Genomic DNA, 18,398 nt, shown 5'->3' on the forward strand with positions numbered 1-18,398 from the left:
CAGAGACGTCCCCATCCTGAACAGGAATGGATGACCTCATCCGAGTTTGCTGAAAAGCCTGCCGGTTGCCAGGATACGCAGCCAACATGGGGCCGGTTGTTCCTGATTATGACTAGTATATATTTGGATTCAGGATCATGAGTAAATATTGCTCATACCACATATTTTATCGATGGACAATCAATCCTAAAGTTGATAATACTAACTTACATTTTTAAAGGAAAAAGCGGATTTTATGGAAATCGAAGAATTTACTGACACATATTCAGACGATATTATTTATTTAAGAGAAGCAAGAGAGGCGCTTCTGACACACCCTCTTCGTTCAGAAATGCCTAATTATTGCAATGCGTCCCTGAGCAGGCTATATGCAATTGTAATGATTGGCAGCATTGAGTCAATGCTGGAAAGATGGCTTGACCGTGATAACCTTGAAATACTAAGCGTTTATTTTAAGCCGAAAGTAACCAATACCGTTCGCATTAACGGCTTATGTTCGTCTTTTATCTCGAAAGGCATCAATGTTAATAAAGATGTATTTGATGATTATTTGGCGATAAAATACATACGTAATGCGATAGTACATGCCAGTTGGGCGAAACAATCCGGTGGTCTGAAACAAGATGAAATAGACTGGATTCATAGTCGTGGATTCCCCACTGACACCCGCAAACTCAATTCAACGCACTGGCAGCGATTTGAATGGGTTAATGAAAACATGATGCTCTACATTGCACTTTCAGGATTGGCAACAGCTCCACCTGCTCATCATGCGGGTACAGTAGGTATTGATATTAAGCCGTTGCCAGATACCAGTGGTATCATAAACTGGTCAGACTGGCCCAGACTCTACTGGTCGAATCTTGAACGCATCTCTGAATCATTAAGCACAAGCATAGAACAAGGGATTAGCCAAAATGAAAGTAACTGGTCAGAAAAATTCGCTGGCTCAGATTTCAACAAATTAACATCCTTTCAAAAAAGTCGTCATCTCATTCTGTCTGCTTTTACTTCAGTTAAAAATGGGGAGCGTATAGTACATAATAAACTCAAGATTTCAGAAAATGTATCCATGTGCTGGGACCAATTTGTTGCCCATCGCCCTGAATTTAGAAGTTTAGAAAAGGTGGAAGTCAGGTCTGCAATAAGTACTCTTTTTATCATGCATCAAAAAAATATTCATCCTATAGGTCATATTTTCCCGGAGCTTAAGGAAGACGCCCCATTCAAGGTACATGAAGATTTGGTTTCAATGTGTTTTGAAAAAACAGATCTACTCACAATTACTGATATTGCCAAAGCTTATAAGCTGGGAAGAATGGCATATCGTGTAATGCCAAACATTATGCCGCTAAAATTATTCTCTTATTTAATGCCAATTTGTTCCCCTGAAAGAATTCAGGAATGGCATCATAAATCAAATTATATTTCTGATATTTACAAATTAAACCGCCTCTGGTATACATCCATTGAAGGGCGTCAGTTGAATCTTGATGAAATCGATTATTACCAAGATTTAATTAAAGACTTCAGCAAAATAACACGCACATACATTCAATAGGTCAGGCGATTGTCTGACCATTTTTAATCAACACCGTTTGGCGAGGTTGATTAACCTGCCCCCGTTAATTAATGCTTGGCAATATTAATAATGTATTTTCGGATCCGCTCCTCGCTCAAAGCAGACCTACGATTCAGTTAGCCTCCGCTCTGTGTCAGAAGTGGACGTTACTAACAGCGTAGTGTGTTAATCTATACGGCGCAGATCAGCTTATCTCTCATCAACTGTTTGAATTCTTGAGGAGCAGTAATATGGCAGTAGTTCCTAGACAAAATGCACCAAGTAAAAAAATGATCTGGCAGTACTGGATTGACAATGGAATTCAAAGAGGTTTGGATGATACGCGCTATGATAATGCGTGTGATTTTAATATATGTGTATGTTGTGGCCGCGAATCCTCAAAATTGGAGAGGGCGCATATTATCCCTCACTCACTAGGCGGAAGTAATGATGTTTCAAATTATATTCTGCTATGCAGTAAATGCCATAGAGAAAGCCCAGATATTGCTAATGAATCTGCGCTTATTGAATGGATGAATGAGCAACCTACTGAAATGGAAAAGATGTTAAGACTAATCCAACAGGAAATGGATAAATATCATAAAGAAACTCAAATGACAGTTAATGAAATTCTTATCAAAGAAACTTTCAGTGAGTTGTTCAAAAAAGCAGGAACACATGGTGGTAGATATTCTGATGCAACCAAGGTGTATATTATCAGGGAAGCTTTGAAAAAAATATTTATTCAGACTATTTGAGGAATTAAATTACTTGTAGTTATCCAGGTTAACCAGTCAATTTAATGTTAAATTTTATTTTACCTTAGATTTAAATTTTCTTTTAAGGAAATGTCCACTCCTCGCTCATAAGGGACAACCATACTCAAATCTCCCACATTGCAGGAGATTTGAGTATGAACACGTCACCGTGGAACAAAGACCGTATCATCGGCCAAAAAAGACCACTTCAGATATCTCATATCTGGGGGATCCGAATCCGGCTTGAGCCGGAAGGTAAAACGCGCGATTTAGCTCTGTTCAATATGGCCTTGGACAGTAAGCTTCGAGGCTGTGATCTGGTCAAACTCAAAGTATCTGATGTGGCATATGGTAGCTTGGTTTCAAGCATAGCAACGGTGTTGCAACAGAAAACCGGTAGTCCTGTGCAATTTGAGATAACCAAAGGAATAAGAGAAGCTGTTGCTGCATTGATAAAGCTTGGCAAGTTGCACAGTAAAGACTTCTTGTTCCGGTCTCGGGTCGGAACTAATCAGCACATATCAACCCGACAATACAACCGAATCTTTCATGGGTGGGTAGAAAAGCGTGGTCTCGAAGATTCGCTTTACAGCACACATTCCATGAGAAGAACAAAACCTTACCTGATCTACAAGAAAACCAAGAATCTTCGGGTGATCCAACTTCTGTTGGGCCATAAGAAACTGGAAAGCATAGTCCGCAATCTGGGCATTGAAGTAGATGATGCGTTAGAGATCTCTGAATCGATTGAAGTCTAAGGTTGTCAGGGCTGCAACAGCAGGCCTGTGCCAGAAGCGGACATTTCTCGCTGTTAGGAGCAGGAAAAATCGTTTTTTTAGGCTTAGGAAAAGGCATAGGGGTATGCCTTTTCTGAAAGCCTAAATCCTGATAGTTTTTCTCCAGTTGCCGCCACTAAACTAATTACAATTCCTGAGCCGTTGGTCTGAAAATAATTTCACTTACACCAACATCTTCTGGTTCATTAATTGCGAAGGCTACCATGCGTGCAAAGGTTTCTGCTGGCACGCCAATATTTTCAACGTAATCCTGGTTTGCAGCCTTAACATCTTTATCCGTTATATGCTCCAGCAGTTCTGTTTTAACAGCACCGGGGGAGACTAACGTGACGCGAATGTTATGTGCCGCCATTTCCTGGCGCAAACCATCGGTTAATGCACGAACAGCAAATTTTGTCGCCGAATAGACAGCAGAACTCTGGAAGACAAGGTGTGCAGCAACAGATGCGGTGTTAATGATATGACCTGTTTTTTGTGATTTCATATAAGGCAACACCGCAGCAATCCCGTGTAGAACCCCGCGCAGATTGACATCAATCATTTGATTCCATTCATCGACATTTCCCTGTTCAAGGCGGGAAAGTGGCATCAGGCCGGCATTATCGATAAGAACATCTACACGATCGAATTTGTTGACCGCAGTCTCAATGAGGTTGTTTACGTCATCAAGTTTCGTCACATCGGTTGCTACGGCGATGGCTTCTTTATTCTGCTTTTGGATCTCACTCGCAATGGCCTCTATGCGATCTATTCTCCGCGCAGCCATCACAACCTTTGCTCCTTTTTCAGCAAGATAACGTGCAGCCGCTTCACCCATACCGCTTGATGCGCCCGTGATTACAATTACTTTGGCTATGATGTTATCTGTCATTTTTACTCTTCTTGAATAGGAGATGGGCTGTTGTCACCACTATCAGACTGAGATCAGGTTCAATCTCTTCAGACTTCAGTGACACATTCCTGAACAGGGATAATCTTAGCAGTAGAGCATTAATTCGATAATGCGTATAAATTTATATTGATTATGAGTACAGCTCATTAATTGGAGATACCTTACGGGTAGTTCGTATGAGCAGGAGGAGCTGCAGCCGTTATTCCCACGCCGATATTGCCTGGCTGAGAGCCGGTTGCGCCCCCTGGTTTAGCCTCCGCACGGGTTAAACTCCCTTCGCGGGTGACGGTAATGAAATAAAGGAGGTCATTCAGATTACGTTTCATCAGTGAAATACTCGCAAAACATAACTATAGCTTATAAGCCCATTAAGCATTCATTAGCTAGTCAGCATACTTCTTTCGTGTAGAATTTCCAGTAAAAGAGGAGTCAGGAGATAAGCATACGGATCTGAACCCATTTGATAAATTGACTTCTTTTTAAAAGGTTATCTAAAATAATCATTGATGCTGCACCTGAAAGGTGCAGCACATTTACGGGAGAGAATCTGGATGAAAAAAATATTATTCCTGTTATTTATTATCATCGCGAGCTTTTTATTCCCGGTTCGTGCCAGTAATTCTTTGCAGCCAGGCAAGGAAGAAGCCGTGACCATTAAAATGACTATCAATCAGCAAACTTTTTACATTGAACTTAAGAATAATCCAGCCGCACAGGCATTTATTGAACAGCTTCCCCTGACTCTAGCGATGGAGGAACTTAACGGGAACGAGAAATTTGCTGATCTGCCCCGTCCCTTACCGACCCGCCAGGTCAAACCTGGAACCATTAATCAGGGCGATCTCATGTTATATGGCCATCGTACCCTGGTACTTTTTTATGAGACCTTTCAGACAAACTACGGATACACACCCGTTGGCAGAATAATAGCGCCAGAAAATCTTGGTAAAATTGCAGATGAAAAAGAAGTAATAGCAAGGTTTACCACAGATAAAAAAGGTTGATCTGTATTATCAAACACTGAATCTGGATTACCTATAGACGCAAATGCTCGCAGACGATGGCTATCAGTGGTTTGTTGAGCAGGGCGGCTTAACCCGCGAGAACGGGCAGACATTCCGCGAGGCGATTTTGTCGCGCGGGAGCAGTAGTGATTGAGCTGAACTTTACCGCCAGTGGCGTGGGCACGATCCGAGGATTGAACCGATGCTGGAGAATCGTGGATTGAGTGCGTAGCGCTTATTCAGGTCAGAAACCAAACCGGGCGTGATGCCCGGTTTTTGTTTGATTATGTCTTACCCATAACTTTAATTATTTATGCCGTGTAAAAGGTATAAAAATTTCTGATGCCGTATGAAACATTTTAATAATGGCCGAATGTGATGCAATTCGTAATGACCATTAATGTGGGATGAGATATAACATGGTTTGAAAATTAACATTCTCATAACGTCATTAAGGTTAAGCAAATGAAGCAGGTTGGTATTGTTGGTTGGCGAGGAATGGTGGGCTCTGTTTTGTTACAAAGAATGGTCGAAGAGAACGACTTCGACAATATTTCCGCGCATTTTTACAGTACTTCCAGTGCAGGTGCCGCTGGTCCCGTCATTGGTGGCGTCAACCACACACTCAAAGATGCTAATTCTATTAGCGCCCTGGCCGAAATGGATATCATCATAACCTGTCAGGGCGGGGATTATACCAAAGCAATTTATCCGGCGTTGATTAGCCATGGCTGGCAAGGCTACTGGATTGATGCGGCCTCAGCGCTACGGATGGATGAAAAAGCCTGCATTATTCTCGACCCGGTCAACCGCACAAATATCGATCGTGCCATCAAAGAGGGAATTAAACTTTTTGTTGGGGGCAACTGTTCCATTACGCTGAGTCTTATGGGACTGTCAGGGTTAATTAAAGCTGACCTGATAGAATGGATGAGTGTGATGACCTATCAGTCTGCATCCGGAGCGGGTGCTAAATATGTCCGGGAGTTAATTGCTCAAAGCGCTTATATCAGTAAACATTTATCTGCTGATGAACTGGAATCCTCAGGTTCAGTGCTTCCTTTAGTCAATAAAGTGAGTGAATTAATTAACAGTGCTAACATGCCCATCCAGAATTTCGGCGCGCCTTTAATGGGCAGTATTATTCCATGGATTGACAGCGATTTAGGGGATGGTAATAGCAGAGAAGAATGGAAGGGTGAGGCAGAAACGAACAAAATTCTTGGTCTCTCTCCGGGTACGATTGCAGTAAATGGCTTGTGTATTCGGGTCGGTGTGATCCGTTGCCATAGTGCTGCAATAACCCTGAAGCTCAAGCGTGAAGTCAGCGAAGAAGAATTTGCAGAGCTTGTGACGCATTCCCATCCATGGGTTAACTATGTGCCCAATAATAAGGATGACAGTGTCAGTAAATTGACTCCCGCTAACATTAGCGGTTCGCTGCAGGTGGGTATTGGCCGTTACAAGAAAATGTCGCTTAACAATGACCCTATTTACTCGGTTCTGACGGTCGGCGATCAGCTGTTGTGGGGCGCTGCGGAACCCTTGCGAAGGATGTTGAATATTCTGTCTGGCAAAGTCTAATCACGCTCACACGGCCGTGGCGCGCTGCGCGTAAGGCGTGGGTTTAACGAGAAGCTGGAGACTTAACTCCAGCCTTAAGGAATGGGTTTCAATCTGAGGCCGTTTCGCCTGGGGCTTCCTTTAACGATTCGATACTTATCTCTGAGTCATTAGTTTCGAGTAGCTGGGTTAATAAAATCAGGTTATTGAATTCGTTCAGTAACATTTCAGCGTCGGATTTGAGCGGCGTATCCGCTGCTTCAAGTGCCGCGTTGATCGCTTTTCTGACATTCTCGAGCATTTCGTTCATACCGCCATTTTTACCAATGGTCAGTAACAACGCGCCTATCAACAAAGACTGTGCTTCTACTTTGGCCGCCAGCTCTTTAGCTTCAGCGTCCATTTTGGAAATTTTTGCGATAACACTGAGTATCAAGTTTTTCATAATGCCCCCTTATTTTCTTTGCGAGATTAACTCCTTAATAAATTTTGAGCGAGGTTTATTTTATGGTGACAGCAATTGTCTTTGTTGATGAAGCAGGGCACGGTGCCAGCAGTGATCAACACCGTGCGCTTCCTGTTAACGGAAGAAGTCTGCCAGGGCCTCACTCAGTGCCTGAGGTTGTTCATCGGGAATGAAATGACCGCAATGAGCAAGCGTAATGCCACTCACCGTCTCTGCAAACTGGCGAAGCGGGGCAGCCATATCGGCAATCGAACCCTGATCGGCACTGACAGCCAGCAGCGGCACCCGAAGTTCTTGCGTTTCAGCCAGCGTCCGGTTCTGAACAGCGGAGACCGCCGCTTCTCTGTAAGGTGCCAGCCCGGCACGCAGCGCGCCGTTTTGCTGCATCAGGCGGACATACCGGGCGATATCCGCATCGCTAAAGGCCATCGGACTGGCGGTTTTTCGCCGCAGGAACCATTCGAGGTAAATCTCTTCACGCCCGCTAATTAAGGCTTCCGGCAGGTCGGGGAGAAGATGAAACGCGAAGTGCCAGGTTTTCCAGGCTTTTTCTGGCGTCGCGGGCAGGGCGTCCGGCAAAGTAATACCCGGGATACCGGCATCAAGCAGAGCCAGCTTGATTACCTGCTGTTCATAACGAAGGGCATACGGCCAGGCAACCCATGCACCTACATCGTGGGCGGCCAGGTAATGTCTTGTGATCCCGAGTGCCTGCACCAGCCCAAAAACCGAACTGGCAAGCGTAAGGGTATCGTAGCCAGACTGTGGCTTATCGGAGTCGCCCTGGCCCGGGAGGTCGAGTGCGATGATATCGTAACGATCGGCTAAAAGAGCCATCACCTTATGCCAGGCAAACCCGCTTTGCGGGAAGCCTGCAAGCAGCACGATTGTTTCACCTTGCGTCTGTCCGCCTCTGACATAGTGCAGACGAACCCCATCGACCGTTGAGTAATAGTGCGCAAAACCGGGCAAGCCCGCGACAGGCTGCGACCACGGAAGGGGGATTGAATTCTCAGACATGACTACCTCCAGCTATTTAGGAAATGATCATTTCCTTTATGGATAAATTTTTTAGGCGAGTAGCGCCATCACCGTCTCTACCAGCCGTTCGCGTGCCGGTAATTCTCCGGCTTTGCCCGCCACACGCATGCCCAGGACCAGGCACAGCAGAACGCCGCTCAACGCTTGTGCGTCGTGACGTGAATTAACTGAACCGTCCTGCATACCCTGTTCGATCAGCTGGAGGATCGCGTGCTGATTTCGCGCAAGCGCGCTCTGCACCAGCCCGGCAATTTCGCCGTCAAACTGGCTGAGTTCAAGGGTGCTGCCGACCACCAGGCAGCCGCGGCGCCCTTCGACAGCGCTGGCCGATTCAAGATAAAAGTTCAGCAGCTCGGCTATTTTGGCCCGGCCATCAGGTTGTCGCGCCAGACGCTCGCGCAACGATTGATTACGCAGGGAGGTATAACGTGCGAATACCTGCAGGAAAAGGCCACGTTTATCGTGAAAGGCTTTATAAATACTGCCCGCAGTGAGCTGCATCGCGTCGCTCAGGTCACTAATCGACGCGCTGTGGTAACCCTTTTCTCTGAATACCGGCATCGCCAGATCCAGGGCCGCATCGAGATCAAACTGCCGCGGACGTCCGCGCTCGCGTGCGTTCTGTAGCTTCTCAGACATTGTGCTCATCATTTAGGAAACAATCGCTTCCTAAATACTCCCATAAATGGGCGTATCTGGAAAGCGTGAAGTTCTAAAAAAGAGTTTGCCGCGGCAGAAGAGTGGAGAGGTCATTTTAGCTTCAACACGCTCCGGTATACTGCATCGTGATTTTAACAGGGCGTCGAACGTAAAGGCCGTCGCTAACAGAGCCAGCCAATATGCAAAAGGCAGGAAGTATGTCTCTTCGTTCACTGCGGGCGTTGTGCCTGACAAGTTTTTTCATTGCTGATGTTCGCGATGGCCTCGGGCCCTTTTTCGGCATCTTCCTGACGGAACGTCACTGGACCCCGGATGATATCGGCATCCTGATGACCGCCGGGGGGCTGGCGGGATTATTGGCAACGCTGCCGGCGGGATTTATTACGGATACCTCCCGCAATAAGCGTTCGGTTCTGGCACTGCTTTGTATCGCCATTACGCTGAGTACGCTGCTGCTCTGGTTTAGTCAGCAGAGCGGCGTCGTCGCCGTCTCGCAAATTATCACCGGTATCTGCGCGGCGTTTGTGGGGCCACTGATTGCGGGTATTACGCTGGGTCTGACGGGCCCGAGCGGGTTTAGCGCGCAGATGGGGAAGAACGAGGCGTTCAACCACGCCGGCAATTTCCTGACGGCGGTGATTGCGGGCGGCATTGCCTGGTTCTGGGGCGTCGGGGGCATTTTCCTGCTGATGACCTGTACGACGCTTCTGACGTTGTGCGCGCTGCTTGCCATTCGTCATACAGATATCGACAACGATGCGGCGCGGGGGCTGACCTCTTCAGACCGTCAACCGGTCCCCGGCGTCGCGGTGCTGATTAAAAACCGGGCGCTGTTGATAACCGGGCTGACGCTGCTGCTGTTCCATCTGGCCAATGCCGCACTGCTGCCGATGCTGAGCATGAGGGTTGCTGCGGCACCGGCAACAATCAATCCCGGATTATTTGCGGCGGCCACCGTCATCATTTCTCAGGCGGTGATGATCCCCGTCGCCATTGGGGTGGCAGGCCGAATTGAGCGCTACGGTTACTGGCGTTTCATCATGCTGGCCCTGCTGATCATGCCCGTTCGGGCGGCACTGGCAGCCTCCACAGACGCCCCGTTGATGATGATCCCGGTACAAATTCTTGATGGTCTGGCCGCGGGGATCCTGGGCGTTGTCGTGCCGTCGTTTATCGTGGTGCTGTTGCGCGGGAGTGGGCACGTGAATGCCGGGCAGAGCGTGGTAATGCTGATGCAGGGTGTCGGGGCAGCAATGAGCCCGGCGTTAACCGGCACAATTGCCGGTCATTACTCTTTTGCGACGGCCTTTAGTGTGCTCAGCGCCATTGCGCTGCTGGCTGTCGTGCTCTGGTGGTGCTTTGCTCACCGGAGCTGGACACCAGACCGGGCGTAGCTGGCCGGGCAGGGCAGAGCCGCACCCGGCACATAGGTTTACACGATAGCGTTAGGGCACTCTTCACCCTTTTCAAGCTGCTGCAAGTTCCCCAGCGTGGTTTCTGAAATGCTGATCAGCGCTTCGGCAGTCAGAAACGCCTGGTGTCCGGTGAACAGGACGTTATGGCAGGCAGACAGACGGCGGAATACGTCGTCCTGGATCACGTCATTAGATTTGTCTTCGAAGAACAGATCGCGCTCATTCTCATACACGTCCATCCCCAGCGCGCCAATCTTCTGGGTCTTCAGCGCTTCAATAGCGGCCTGGGAATCAATCAACCCGCCGCGGCTGGTGTTGATGATCATCACGCCATCTTTCATCTGGTCAAACGCCGCCTGGTTGAGCAGGTGGTAGTTTTCCGGCGTCAGCGGGCAGTGCAGGGAGATAACGTCAGACTGTGAAAACAGCGTCGGCAGGTCGACATATTCCACGCCCAGATCCAGCGCGGCAGCGCTTGGGTACGGATCAAACGCCAGCAGACGCATACCAAACCCTTTCAGAATGCGCAGGGCGGCGACGCCAATCTTACCGGTACCGATAACGCCCGCGGTTTTACCATACATGGTAAAGCCGGTCAGTCCTTCCAGAGAGAAGTTGGCGTCACGGGTACGCTGATAAGCACGGTGAATACGACGGTTCAGCGACATCATCATACCGATGGCATGTTCCGCGACCGCTTCCGGAGAATATGCCGGGACGCGGACCACCTTCAGCCCCAGCTCTTTTGCGGCATCAAGATCCACGTTGTTGAAGCCAGCGCAGCGCAGGGCGATATATTTCACGCCCTGTTTTTTCAACTCTTCCAGCACCGGACGGCTGCCATCATCATTCACAAAAATGCAAACGCCTTCACAGCCGTGCGCCGTTTTGGCGGTTTTTTCGGACAGCAGAAAGTCGAAAAATTCAAGCTCAAACCCGTAAGCCTCGTTAACATGTTGCAGATACTTTTTGTCGTACTGCTTTGTGCTATATACCGCGAGTTTCATAAGACTTTCTCCAGTGATTTTGCATTCACGTTAGCATGATTAAAATTATCTTACAATTTCTGAAATATTATTGAATTCAATAAGTTCTATCAATTATTTTAGAGCATCTATCCTTAAATTTGGCATTCTCTTCAACTGACTGGCTAAACATGCGACAATGATCGGCACTGTCGGCTTAATTCTTTCGCTAAATCAGGATATTAACTGCCCATGAGGGGTACATACAAAGCCGCAATCGCGCTCTTACTGCTGTTCATTCTGGTGCCGCTGACGCTGCTGATGACCCTTGCCCAGTGGGTACCAACCCTTGCCGGGATCTGGCTTCCTGTCGGGACGCGCATCGCCTTTGAACAAAGTCCCAGACTCACGCGTCATGCCCTGATTATCCCCGATCTTCGCTATCTTGTGGATGACTGCGAAATTGCCCGAGTCGATAACGCGACCCTGTCGCACCCCAGCCGCTGGAAACTGGATGTCGGCGCGCTCGAACTGAACTCCGTTTGCCTCAATAAAATTCCCCAGTCCGCACCGTCCACGGTCGCGCCCAAAACGCTGGCGCAGTGGCAGGCGGTGTTACCGAATACCTGGCTTACTGTCCATCGTCTGACGCTCTCGCCCTGGCAGCAGTGGCAGGGAGAACTTCAGGCGTCGCTGACGCCCGCCCGTCAGGAGATTGCCTACAACGGTGAGCAGGTTAGCATTAAAGGGATGCTCCGCGGTCAGACCCTCTCTGTCACCCAGTTCGATGTACAACTTCCCGACCAGCCACAGCCGATAAAACTGGTGGGACAATTCACCCTGCCGCTGGTGCCGGACGGCGTGCCGGTTAAAGGCCATGCTGTTGCGACCTTTAACGTGCCACAGTTAACCTCGCTGGTCGATGCCGATCTCGACTGGGAAGCCAATCAGGGGCAACTGGTGGTCATGGCGCGGGATAACCCCGATCCGCTGCTCGATCTGCCGTGGCAAATAACCGCGGAACAGCTGAATATCAGTGACGGACGCTGGAACTGGAACCTTTCCGGCATGCCGCTGAGCGGGCGCGTTGGCCTTCGTGTCGATAACTGGCAGGCGGGGCTTGAGAAAGCGACCCTGACCGGGCGTCTGAATGTGCTCACTCAAGGGGATGCGGGGAAGGGCAACGCGGTGCTGAATATCGGACCGGGCAGGCTCAGTATGGAACAAAGCGACATGCCGCTTCATCTGAGCGGCGAGGCGAAACATAACGACCTGGTGCTCTATGCCAGACTGCCGGCAAAACTGACCGGAAGCCTGTATGAACCGCAGCTCTCCTTTGAGCCGGGCGCGCTGCTGCGCTCACGTGGTCGCATTATCGATTCACTGGATATTGATGAAATTCGCTGGCCGCTGGCGGGCGTTAAGCTGACCCAAAAGGGGGTCGATGGACGCCTGCAGGCCATTTTGCGGGCGCACGAGAACGAGATGGGTGATTTTGAACTGCATCTGGATGGCCAGGCCAGTGACTTTTTACCCGACAACGGCCTGTGGCAGTGGCGCTACTGGGGCAAAGGGGGCTTCACCCCAATGAATGCGCGCTGGGATGTTGCCGGAAAAGGCGAATGGCGCGACAAACTTATTGAGCTGACCGCGCTTTCAACCGGTTTCGACCAGCTCAAGTACGGTGCCATGGAGGTCAGTAAACCCCGACTGGTGCTGGATAACCCGGTGCGCTGGTATCGCGATCCTGACAAGCCGACGTTCAGCGGAGCGCTGTCGCTGAATGCCGGGCAAACCCGTTTCAGCGGCGGCAGCGTATTGCCGCCGTCGGTGCTGACCTTCAGCGTAGACGGAACAGACCCGACACTGTTCCAGTTCAAGGGCGATCTGCATGCCGATGCTATCGGACCGGTACAGGTGAACGGACGCTGGGACGGGGAACGCCTTCGCGGGCAGGCCTGGTGGCCGAAACAATCGCTCACCGTGTTCCAGCCGTTGATCCCGCCAGACTGGAAAATGACGCTGCGTGACGGCGAACTGTATGTGCAGGTGGCCTTCTCGGCCGCCTCGGGTCAGGGCTTTGAGGCGGGCGGTCACGGCGTGCTGAAAGCCGGTAGCGCCTGGATGCCAGACAACCAGATCAACGGCGTCGACTTTGTCCTGCCGTTCCGGTTTAGTGAGGGCACCTGGTCGCTGGGAACGCGCGGCCCGGTAACTTTGCGGATTGGCGAGGTGGTAAACCTGGTGACCGCGCGGAATATCACGGCGGACCTGCAGGGTGACTACCCCTGGAGTGAGGCGAACCCGCTTTTGCTCACCAATGTGAAGGTGGAAACCCTCGGCGGAAAAATCACCATGCAGCAGTTGAGGATGCCGCAACACGATCCGGCGCTGTTGCGGGTAGACAATATCTCCTCCAGCGAGCTGATCAGCGCTGTTAATCCGAAGCAGTTTGCGATGTCTGGCCCGGTGAGCGGGGCGCTGCCGTTCTGGCTGGACAATGAAAAATGGATCATCAAAGATGGCTGGCTGACCAACCCCGGCCCGATGACGCTGCGTATCGATAAAGACACGGCGGACGCCATCGTAAAAGATAATATGGTGGCGGGCGCCGCAATTAACTGGCTGCGCTATATGGAAATTTCTCGCTCGTGGACAAGAATCAATTTAGATAATCTGGGTGAATTAACCATGCAGGCGACCCTTAAGGGAACCAGCCGGGTAGAGGGTAAAAGCAGCTACGTTAATCTGAACTATACCCATGAAGAGAATGTCTTTACCCTCTGGCGTAGCCTGCGTTTTGGAGACAACCTGCAAACCTGGTTTGAGCAACACGCGGCAATACCTGGTATCCGCAGTTCGACTGGCAAGGAAAGTGAGGAACAACAATGAAAAAGATGGCTGGTGTGCTCACCGTTGCCGTTGCCGCGCTACTGACCGGCTGTACGCCGCGCATTGAAGTCGCCGCGCCGAAGGAGCCGATTACCATCAATATGAATGTCAAAATCGAACATGAGATCCACATTAAGGTCGATAAAGACGTTGAAACCCTGCTGAAATCACGCAGCGATCTGTTCTGAGGATGCCATGAAACGATTAGCTCTGATGTTACTGGTGCTCGGCATGAACGTGCAGGCGGCAACGCTGACCTTAAATGACGCCCGGACGCAGGGGCGCGTGGGGGAAACCCTGAGCGGTTATCTTGCGCCAATCAAACAGGATGCGGAAACGCTGGCGCTGGTCAATCGCATTAACGCCGCGCGCACGGAAAGCTATCAGAAGCTGGCTGACAGCAACAATCTGCCGGTGGATGAAGTGGCGAAAATGGCAGGGCAAAAGCTGGTTGCCCGCGCCCAGCCGGGCGAGTACGTGAAAGGCATCAACGGGAAATGGCTGAAGAAGTAGTTAGCGAAAGCGCTTACGATATTCGCCAGGCGAGACGCCAAAACGCTGCTTAAAGGCGGTTGAAAAATGGCTGTGGTCGGAAAAGCCCCAGCTGTAGCCAATGCCCGCCAGCTTTTCATCATCGCTGGCGGAGCGCAACACTTGTGCGCACAGGTCGAGACGGCGGTTTTTAATGTACTGGGCGACCACCAGCCCCTTATCAGCAAACATGCGGTAGAGGCTTCGCACCGACATCCCGCTCTGTGCGGCAATCCATTCCGGTCGCAGTGATTCAGACTGAATATGATCGTCAATCAATGACAGCACATTGCGGAACAGGCGTTCTTTACGCGGCTGAGCCACGTCGCGCTGCTGGAACGCGGGGCGAAGCAGACAGATCATCGCCTCCAGCGCCGCTTCACTCTCCCGGTCACTCAGATCGGCATTCCCCATACTTTCCATCAGCAGGTGGTGGCTTAACTGAACGGTGGGCAGCGTGCGCGAAAGGGTGAGCGCGCAGCTTACCTCCTGAAAACGACACTGTTGCTCAATAATCTGGCGCGGAACCAGCAGCGAAATCTGGCGGGATTTTTCATGCCAGGCAATGGAGCACGGGCGGGAAGCATCAAGCAGCATGATATCGCCGGTCTTCAGTACCGCGCGGCGGTCGTCCTGTTCAATCTCCGCGCTGCCTTCCAGCTGAAATACGGTGTAGAACCAGGCATCGTTACTGTCGTTGATCTCATGGCGGGAGCGGAACAGGTTAACGCCACCTGCGGTTACGGTGCTTAACTTCAGGCTACGGGCATAGCTGGTTTCCAGCTCGCCGACGAATTCCCCCTCCAGCGGACGCGCATTAAAACGCCCGCAGACCTGGTTAATTTGTGCCAGCCACTGTTGATACTGTTCCTCTTCGCTTGCACACGCCATCGCTTATCTCGCTGCACCGTCAATGTTTTTGCATTGTTGCATTTGTGTTGCATTTTGTCAGAGCTATGAGGCTGACTATAGGAAAGAACACTCACCGGTAACAGCGTTATAAGACGGAATTATCACGATTTGCGGAGCCTGTCACAGGTGGCAAAGCGAATGTCACAGAGACAAAAGCGAGAATCCAAAACCCCTCTTAGACTGCATTAACACCCTGCGAATAAAAACGAAGGAGTACCCTATGTCTGAATCACAGGTAGCCGTTCAGCCTGCCGTACAGCAGTTTTTAGACCGACATCATGGCCTGTGGATTGAAGGGCGTCAGGCCGCGTCGGACAGTGAAAAGCGGCTCAATGTCTATAATCCGGCTACGGGCGACGTCATCGCCTCCACCGCCGATGCCAGCGTTGATGATGTCGACCGCGCCGTGATGTCCGGCTGGCGTGCGTTTGTTGCCCGTAGCTGGGCCGGAAAATTACCGGCAGAGCGTGAGCGTATCCTGCTGCATTTCGCCGATCTGGTTGAGCAGCACAGCGAAGAGCTGGCCCAGCTTGAGACGCTGGAGCAGGGGAAATCCATTCATATCTCCCGCGCCTTTGAAGTGGGCTGCACCCTGAACTGGATGCGCTATACCGCAGGGCTTACCACGAAAATTGCCGGTAAAACCCTCGACCTCTCCATCCCCTTACCGCAGGGGGCCCGCTATCAGGCGTGGACGCGCAAAGAGCCGGTTGGCGTGGTGGCCGGGATTGTGCCGTGGAACTTCCCGCTGATGATCGGGATGTGGAAAGTCATGCCTGCGCTGGCGGCGGGGTGTTCCATTGTCATTAAGCCTTCAGAAACCACGCCGCTCACCATGCTGCGCGTGGCGGAACTGGCAAGTGAAGCGGGCATCCCCGACGGGGTGTTTAATGTGGTCACGGGAAGCGGTGCGGTGTGCGGTGCCGCGCTGACCTCACATCCGCATATTGCCAAAGTAAGCTTTACTGGCTCAACGGCGACAGGCAAGCAAATTGCCCGCGCGGCGGCGGATACGCTCACGGGGGTGACGCTGGAGCTGGGGGGTAAAAACCCGGCTATCGTGCTGAAAGACGCTGACCCGGCCTGGGTAATTGAAGGTCTGATGACCGGCAGCTTCCTGAACCAGGGGCAGGTTTGTGCGGCGAGCTCCCGTATCTATATTGAAGCGCCGCTGTTTGACACGCTGGTTAGCGGGTTTGAGCAGGCGGTGAAATCCCTGAGCGTCGGGCCGGGCATGTCGCCGGAGGCGTTCATCAACCCGCTGGTCTCCCGCGCGCACTGCGATAAAGTGCAGACCTTCCTCGACGAGGCAAAATCGCGCAATGCGGAGTTGATCACCGGTAACCGGGGGCCGGATGGCAAAGGTTATTACGTGTCGCCGACGCTGGTGGTGAACCCGGATGCCGCGCTGCGACTCACCCGCGAAGAAGTGTTCGGCCCGGTGGTCAACCTGGTGCGCGTCGCGGATGGCGAAGAAGCGCTGGCGCTGGCCAACGACACCGAATATGGGCTGACGGCCAGCGTCTGGACGCAAAATATCAGCAAGGCGCTGGAATACACCGACCGGCTGCAGGCGGGAACCGTCTGGGTGAACAGCCATACGCTGATCGACGCCAACCTGCCGTTTGGTGGCATGAAGCAGTCCGGCACCGGGCGCGATTTCGGCCCGGACTGGCTGGATGGCTGGTGTGAAACCAAATCGGTATGTGTACGGTATTAAAACAAAGCCTGTCGGGCTGGCGCAACGGCCACCCGACACGGCTATCGTGACCAGCGGTCCCGTCCGGCCGCTTTCGCCCGGTACAGCGCCTCATCGGCGCGGGCGATAATCTCCGTCCCCGCCAGACCCTCTGCCATTCCTGCAATGCCCATGCTTACGGTGACGTGATCGCTGACTTTTGAGGCGTCGTGCGCTATCGCCTCCGCGCGCAGGCCGTCCTGAATACGCATGGCAACTTTTTCGGCTGTGTTTTCCGGGCAATCAAAGAGGATCACCACAAACTCTTCACCGCCGTAGCGAGACACGACATCGTCAGGTGTTCGCACCGACTGCCGGAGCACCTGCGCCACGCGGGTCAAACATTCGTCACCGGCCTGATGACCATAGGTGTCGTTGTAAAGTTTGAAATAATCTATATCCAGCATAATCAGCGAGAAGGCTTTTTTCTGCTCAACGGCATTCTCCAGCACCACTTCCATCTTGCGACGGTTGGCGGTCTGGGTTAACGGATCCTGATGCGCCAGCGCTTCCAGCCGCGAAATCAACAGCTGGTTTTGCTGGTTACGTCGCCAGGCCTCATCAAACCAGCTTATCAGGATGAAACGCCCGCAGAGCAAAATCAGCGTAAAGACGGTCCAGACGGCGGCAAAGTGAAGGTTGACACCATCATTGAGTACCCAGCTTGCGATCGGTAGCGTGACCCAGAGCGGGATCACGAAGGCGAGTAACCCACGGGGGTAAAAGTAGAGCGCCGTCAACCCGGCGAGTAACAGAATCGCGCACAGGGGCCAGACGTGAGGCAGCAACAGATCGGTGATAAACCAGAAACAGGATATCGACCAGATGACGCTACAGAAAAAGAGCACCACGCTGATGCCGGCAATACGTCGCCAGGCCATGATGATTAACGCAGCTGACAGAATAATAATGCCGAACATCGAGGCATCGATAAACTTCAGCAGAGGCAGCGACCGGAGGTAGAGGGGGTCGTCGGGCTTAAGCGAGACGTGGCGCAGCAGGATCATCACGGCGAAGCTGATGTTGACGAATGCCAGCCACGGCAGGTTCATCGCCAGCCCGTGCATGACCATCGCCTGACGCGTCGGCCAGGCAGCCCGCTCTGGCGTCGTTTTTTTTCTTTTTTCCATAAATGCTCTTTACCCTTTCCTGGGAGCAAGTGAAGCAGGAACGGGCGGAAGGACCGGACCGCCCGTCTGTTTT

Annotated in this window: 17 protein-coding genes and 2 pseudogenes; 11 read left to right on the top strand and 8 right to left on the bottom strand. The window is 51.4% G+C overall.

Features of this window, described 5'->3' with window-relative positions:
- Positions 1–235: 235 nt before the first annotated feature.
- The 3 genes from AC2FAP_RS04990 to AC2FAP_RS05000 all read left to right on the top strand — a co-directional run bounded on the left by AC2FAP_RS04990 (position 236) and on the right by AC2FAP_RS05000 (position 3,077).
- Positions 236–1,561, top strand: a complete 1,326-nt coding sequence (locus tag AC2FAP_RS04990) for a hypothetical protein (protein WP_449541612.1) — start codon at positions 236–238, stop codon at positions 1,559–1,561.
- 251 nt (positions 1,562–1,812) lie between these two features.
- Positions 1,813–2,319: an HNH endonuclease gene (locus tag AC2FAP_RS04995; protein WP_449541613.1), complete on the top strand. Its 507-nt coding sequence runs from the start codon at positions 1,813–1,815 to the stop codon at positions 2,317–2,319.
- 155 nt (positions 2,320–2,474) lie between these two features.
- Positions 2,475–3,077 (top strand): tyrosine-type recombinase/integrase, encoded by a 603-nt coding sequence (locus tag AC2FAP_RS05000; RefSeq protein ID WP_438369169.1) that lies wholly within the window; start codon positions 2,475–2,477, stop codon positions 3,075–3,077.
- A gap of 163 nt (positions 3,078–3,240) precedes the next feature.
- On the opposite strand, the gene AC2FAP_RS05005 is transcribed toward AC2FAP_RS05000, so the two are convergent.
- Together AC2FAP_RS05005 and AC2FAP_RS05010 are read right to left on the bottom strand one after the other, a co-directional pair.
- A complete protein-coding gene (locus tag AC2FAP_RS05005; protein ID WP_449541614.1) occupies positions 3,241–3,987 on the bottom strand; it encodes an SDR family oxidoreductase in 747 nt (248 codons plus the stop codon).
- A 223-nt stretch (positions 3,988–4,210) separates the two neighbouring features.
- Positions 4,211–4,334 (bottom strand): annotated as a pseudogene (locus AC2FAP_RS05010) (LysR family transcriptional regulator); the annotation flags it as partial.
- Positions 4,335–4,559: 225 nt separating this feature from the next.
- Here AC2FAP_RS05010 and AC2FAP_RS05015 point away from each other — a divergent pair.
- The 3 genes and pseudogenes from AC2FAP_RS05015 (at position 4,560) to asd (ending at position 6,596) form a co-directional block, all read left to right on the top strand.
- On the top strand, positions 4,560–5,012 hold the full coding sequence (locus tag AC2FAP_RS05015) for a cyclophilin-like fold protein (RefSeq protein WP_449541615.1): 453 nt from the start codon (positions 4,560–4,562) through the stop codon (positions 5,010–5,012).
- A gap of 37 nt (positions 5,013–5,049) precedes the next feature.
- Positions 5,050–5,244, top strand: a pseudogene (locus AC2FAP_RS05020) (M3 family metallopeptidase); the annotation flags it as partial.
- Between the two features lie 233 nt (positions 5,245–5,477).
- Positions 5,478–6,596 carry an aspartate-semialdehyde dehydrogenase gene (gene asd / locus AC2FAP_RS05025; protein ID WP_449541616.1) on the top strand — a complete coding sequence of 373 codons (1,119 nt, stop codon included), beginning with the start codon at positions 5,478–5,480 and terminating at the stop codon, positions 6,594–6,596.
- Positions 6,597–6,684: 88 nt separating this feature from the next.
- On the opposite strand, the gene iraP is transcribed toward asd, so the two are convergent.
- The 3 genes from iraP to AC2FAP_RS05040 all read right to left on the bottom strand — a co-directional run bounded on the left by iraP (position 6,685) and on the right by AC2FAP_RS05040 (position 8,721).
- Positions 6,685–7,020, bottom strand: a complete 336-nt coding sequence (gene iraP / locus AC2FAP_RS05030; protein WP_014169912.1) for an anti-adapter protein IraP — start codon at positions 7,018–7,020, stop codon at positions 6,685–6,687.
- Between the two features lie 135 nt (positions 7,021–7,155).
- The gene (locus AC2FAP_RS05035) at positions 7,156–8,061 is read right to left on the bottom strand and encodes an alpha/beta fold hydrolase (protein ID WP_449541617.1); all 906 of its coding nucleotides are present in this window, start codon (positions 8,059–8,061) and stop codon (positions 7,156–7,158) included.
- Between the two features lie 51 nt (positions 8,062–8,112).
- Positions 8,113–8,721: a TetR/AcrR family transcriptional regulator gene (locus AC2FAP_RS05040; protein WP_074146999.1), complete on the bottom strand. Its 609-nt coding sequence runs from the start codon at positions 8,719–8,721 to the stop codon at positions 8,113–8,115.
- Positions 8,722–8,939: 218 nt separating this feature from the next.
- Here AC2FAP_RS05040 and AC2FAP_RS05045 point away from each other — a divergent pair, with 218 nt between their 5' ends.
- Positions 8,940–10,136 carry an MFS transporter gene (locus tag AC2FAP_RS05045; RefSeq protein WP_449541618.1) on the top strand — a complete coding sequence of 399 codons (1,197 nt, stop codon included), beginning with the start codon at positions 8,940–8,942 and terminating at the stop codon, positions 10,134–10,136.
- Positions 10,137–10,174: 38 nt separating this feature from the next.
- On the opposite strand, the gene AC2FAP_RS05050 is transcribed toward AC2FAP_RS05045, so the two are convergent.
- Positions 10,175–11,164 carry a 2-hydroxyacid dehydrogenase gene (locus AC2FAP_RS05050; protein ID WP_014169916.1) on the bottom strand — a complete coding sequence of 330 codons (990 nt, stop codon included), beginning with the start codon at positions 11,162–11,164 and terminating at the stop codon, positions 10,175–10,177.
- Positions 11,165–11,374: 210 nt separating this feature from the next.
- Between AC2FAP_RS05050 and AC2FAP_RS05055 the strand changes: the two genes are divergently transcribed.
- From AC2FAP_RS05055 to AC2FAP_RS05065, 3 genes are read left to right on the top strand one after another with little or no spacing between them, the layout of a single operon-like run.
- Positions 11,375–14,014, top strand: coding sequence for a YdbH family protein (locus AC2FAP_RS05055; RefSeq protein ID WP_449541619.1), 2,640 nt, complete (start codon positions 11,375–11,377; stop codon positions 14,012–14,014).
- Entirely contained in the window at positions 14,011–14,202 is a 192-nt protein-coding gene (locus AC2FAP_RS05060; protein ID WP_014169918.1) for a YnbE family lipoprotein, read from the top strand. Before AC2FAP_RS05055 ends, AC2FAP_RS05060 begins: the two co-directional genes overlap by 4 nt.
- 7 nt (positions 14,203–14,209) lie before the next feature.
- A complete protein-coding gene (locus AC2FAP_RS05065; protein WP_044859140.1) occupies positions 14,210–14,527 on the top strand; it encodes a YdbL family probable chaperone protein in 318 nt (105 codons plus the stop codon).
- Here the strand turns inward: AC2FAP_RS05065 and feaR are convergent, their stop codons facing one another.
- On the bottom strand, positions 14,528–15,436 hold the full coding sequence (gene feaR / locus AC2FAP_RS05070; protein WP_485452846.1) for a transcriptional regulator FeaR: 909 nt from the start codon (positions 15,434–15,436) through the stop codon (positions 14,528–14,530).
- A 241-nt stretch (positions 15,437–15,677) separates the two neighbouring features.
- Between feaR and AC2FAP_RS05075 the strand changes: the two genes are divergently transcribed.
- Positions 15,678–17,177 carry an aldehyde dehydrogenase family protein gene (locus tag AC2FAP_RS05075; protein ID WP_014169921.1) on the top strand — a complete coding sequence of 500 codons (1,500 nt, stop codon included), beginning with the start codon at positions 15,678–15,680 and terminating at the stop codon, positions 17,175–17,177.
- Positions 17,178–17,218: 41 nt separating this feature from the next.
- On the opposite strand, the gene AC2FAP_RS05080 is transcribed toward AC2FAP_RS05075, so the two are convergent.
- Positions 17,219–18,325, bottom strand: coding sequence for a GGDEF domain-containing protein (locus tag AC2FAP_RS05080; protein ID WP_449541620.1), 1,107 nt, complete (start codon positions 18,323–18,325; stop codon positions 17,219–17,221).
- Positions 18,326–18,398 lie beyond the last annotated feature (73 nt).

Source organism: Enterobacter cloacae complex sp. 394I7 (genome assembly GCF_057320345.1).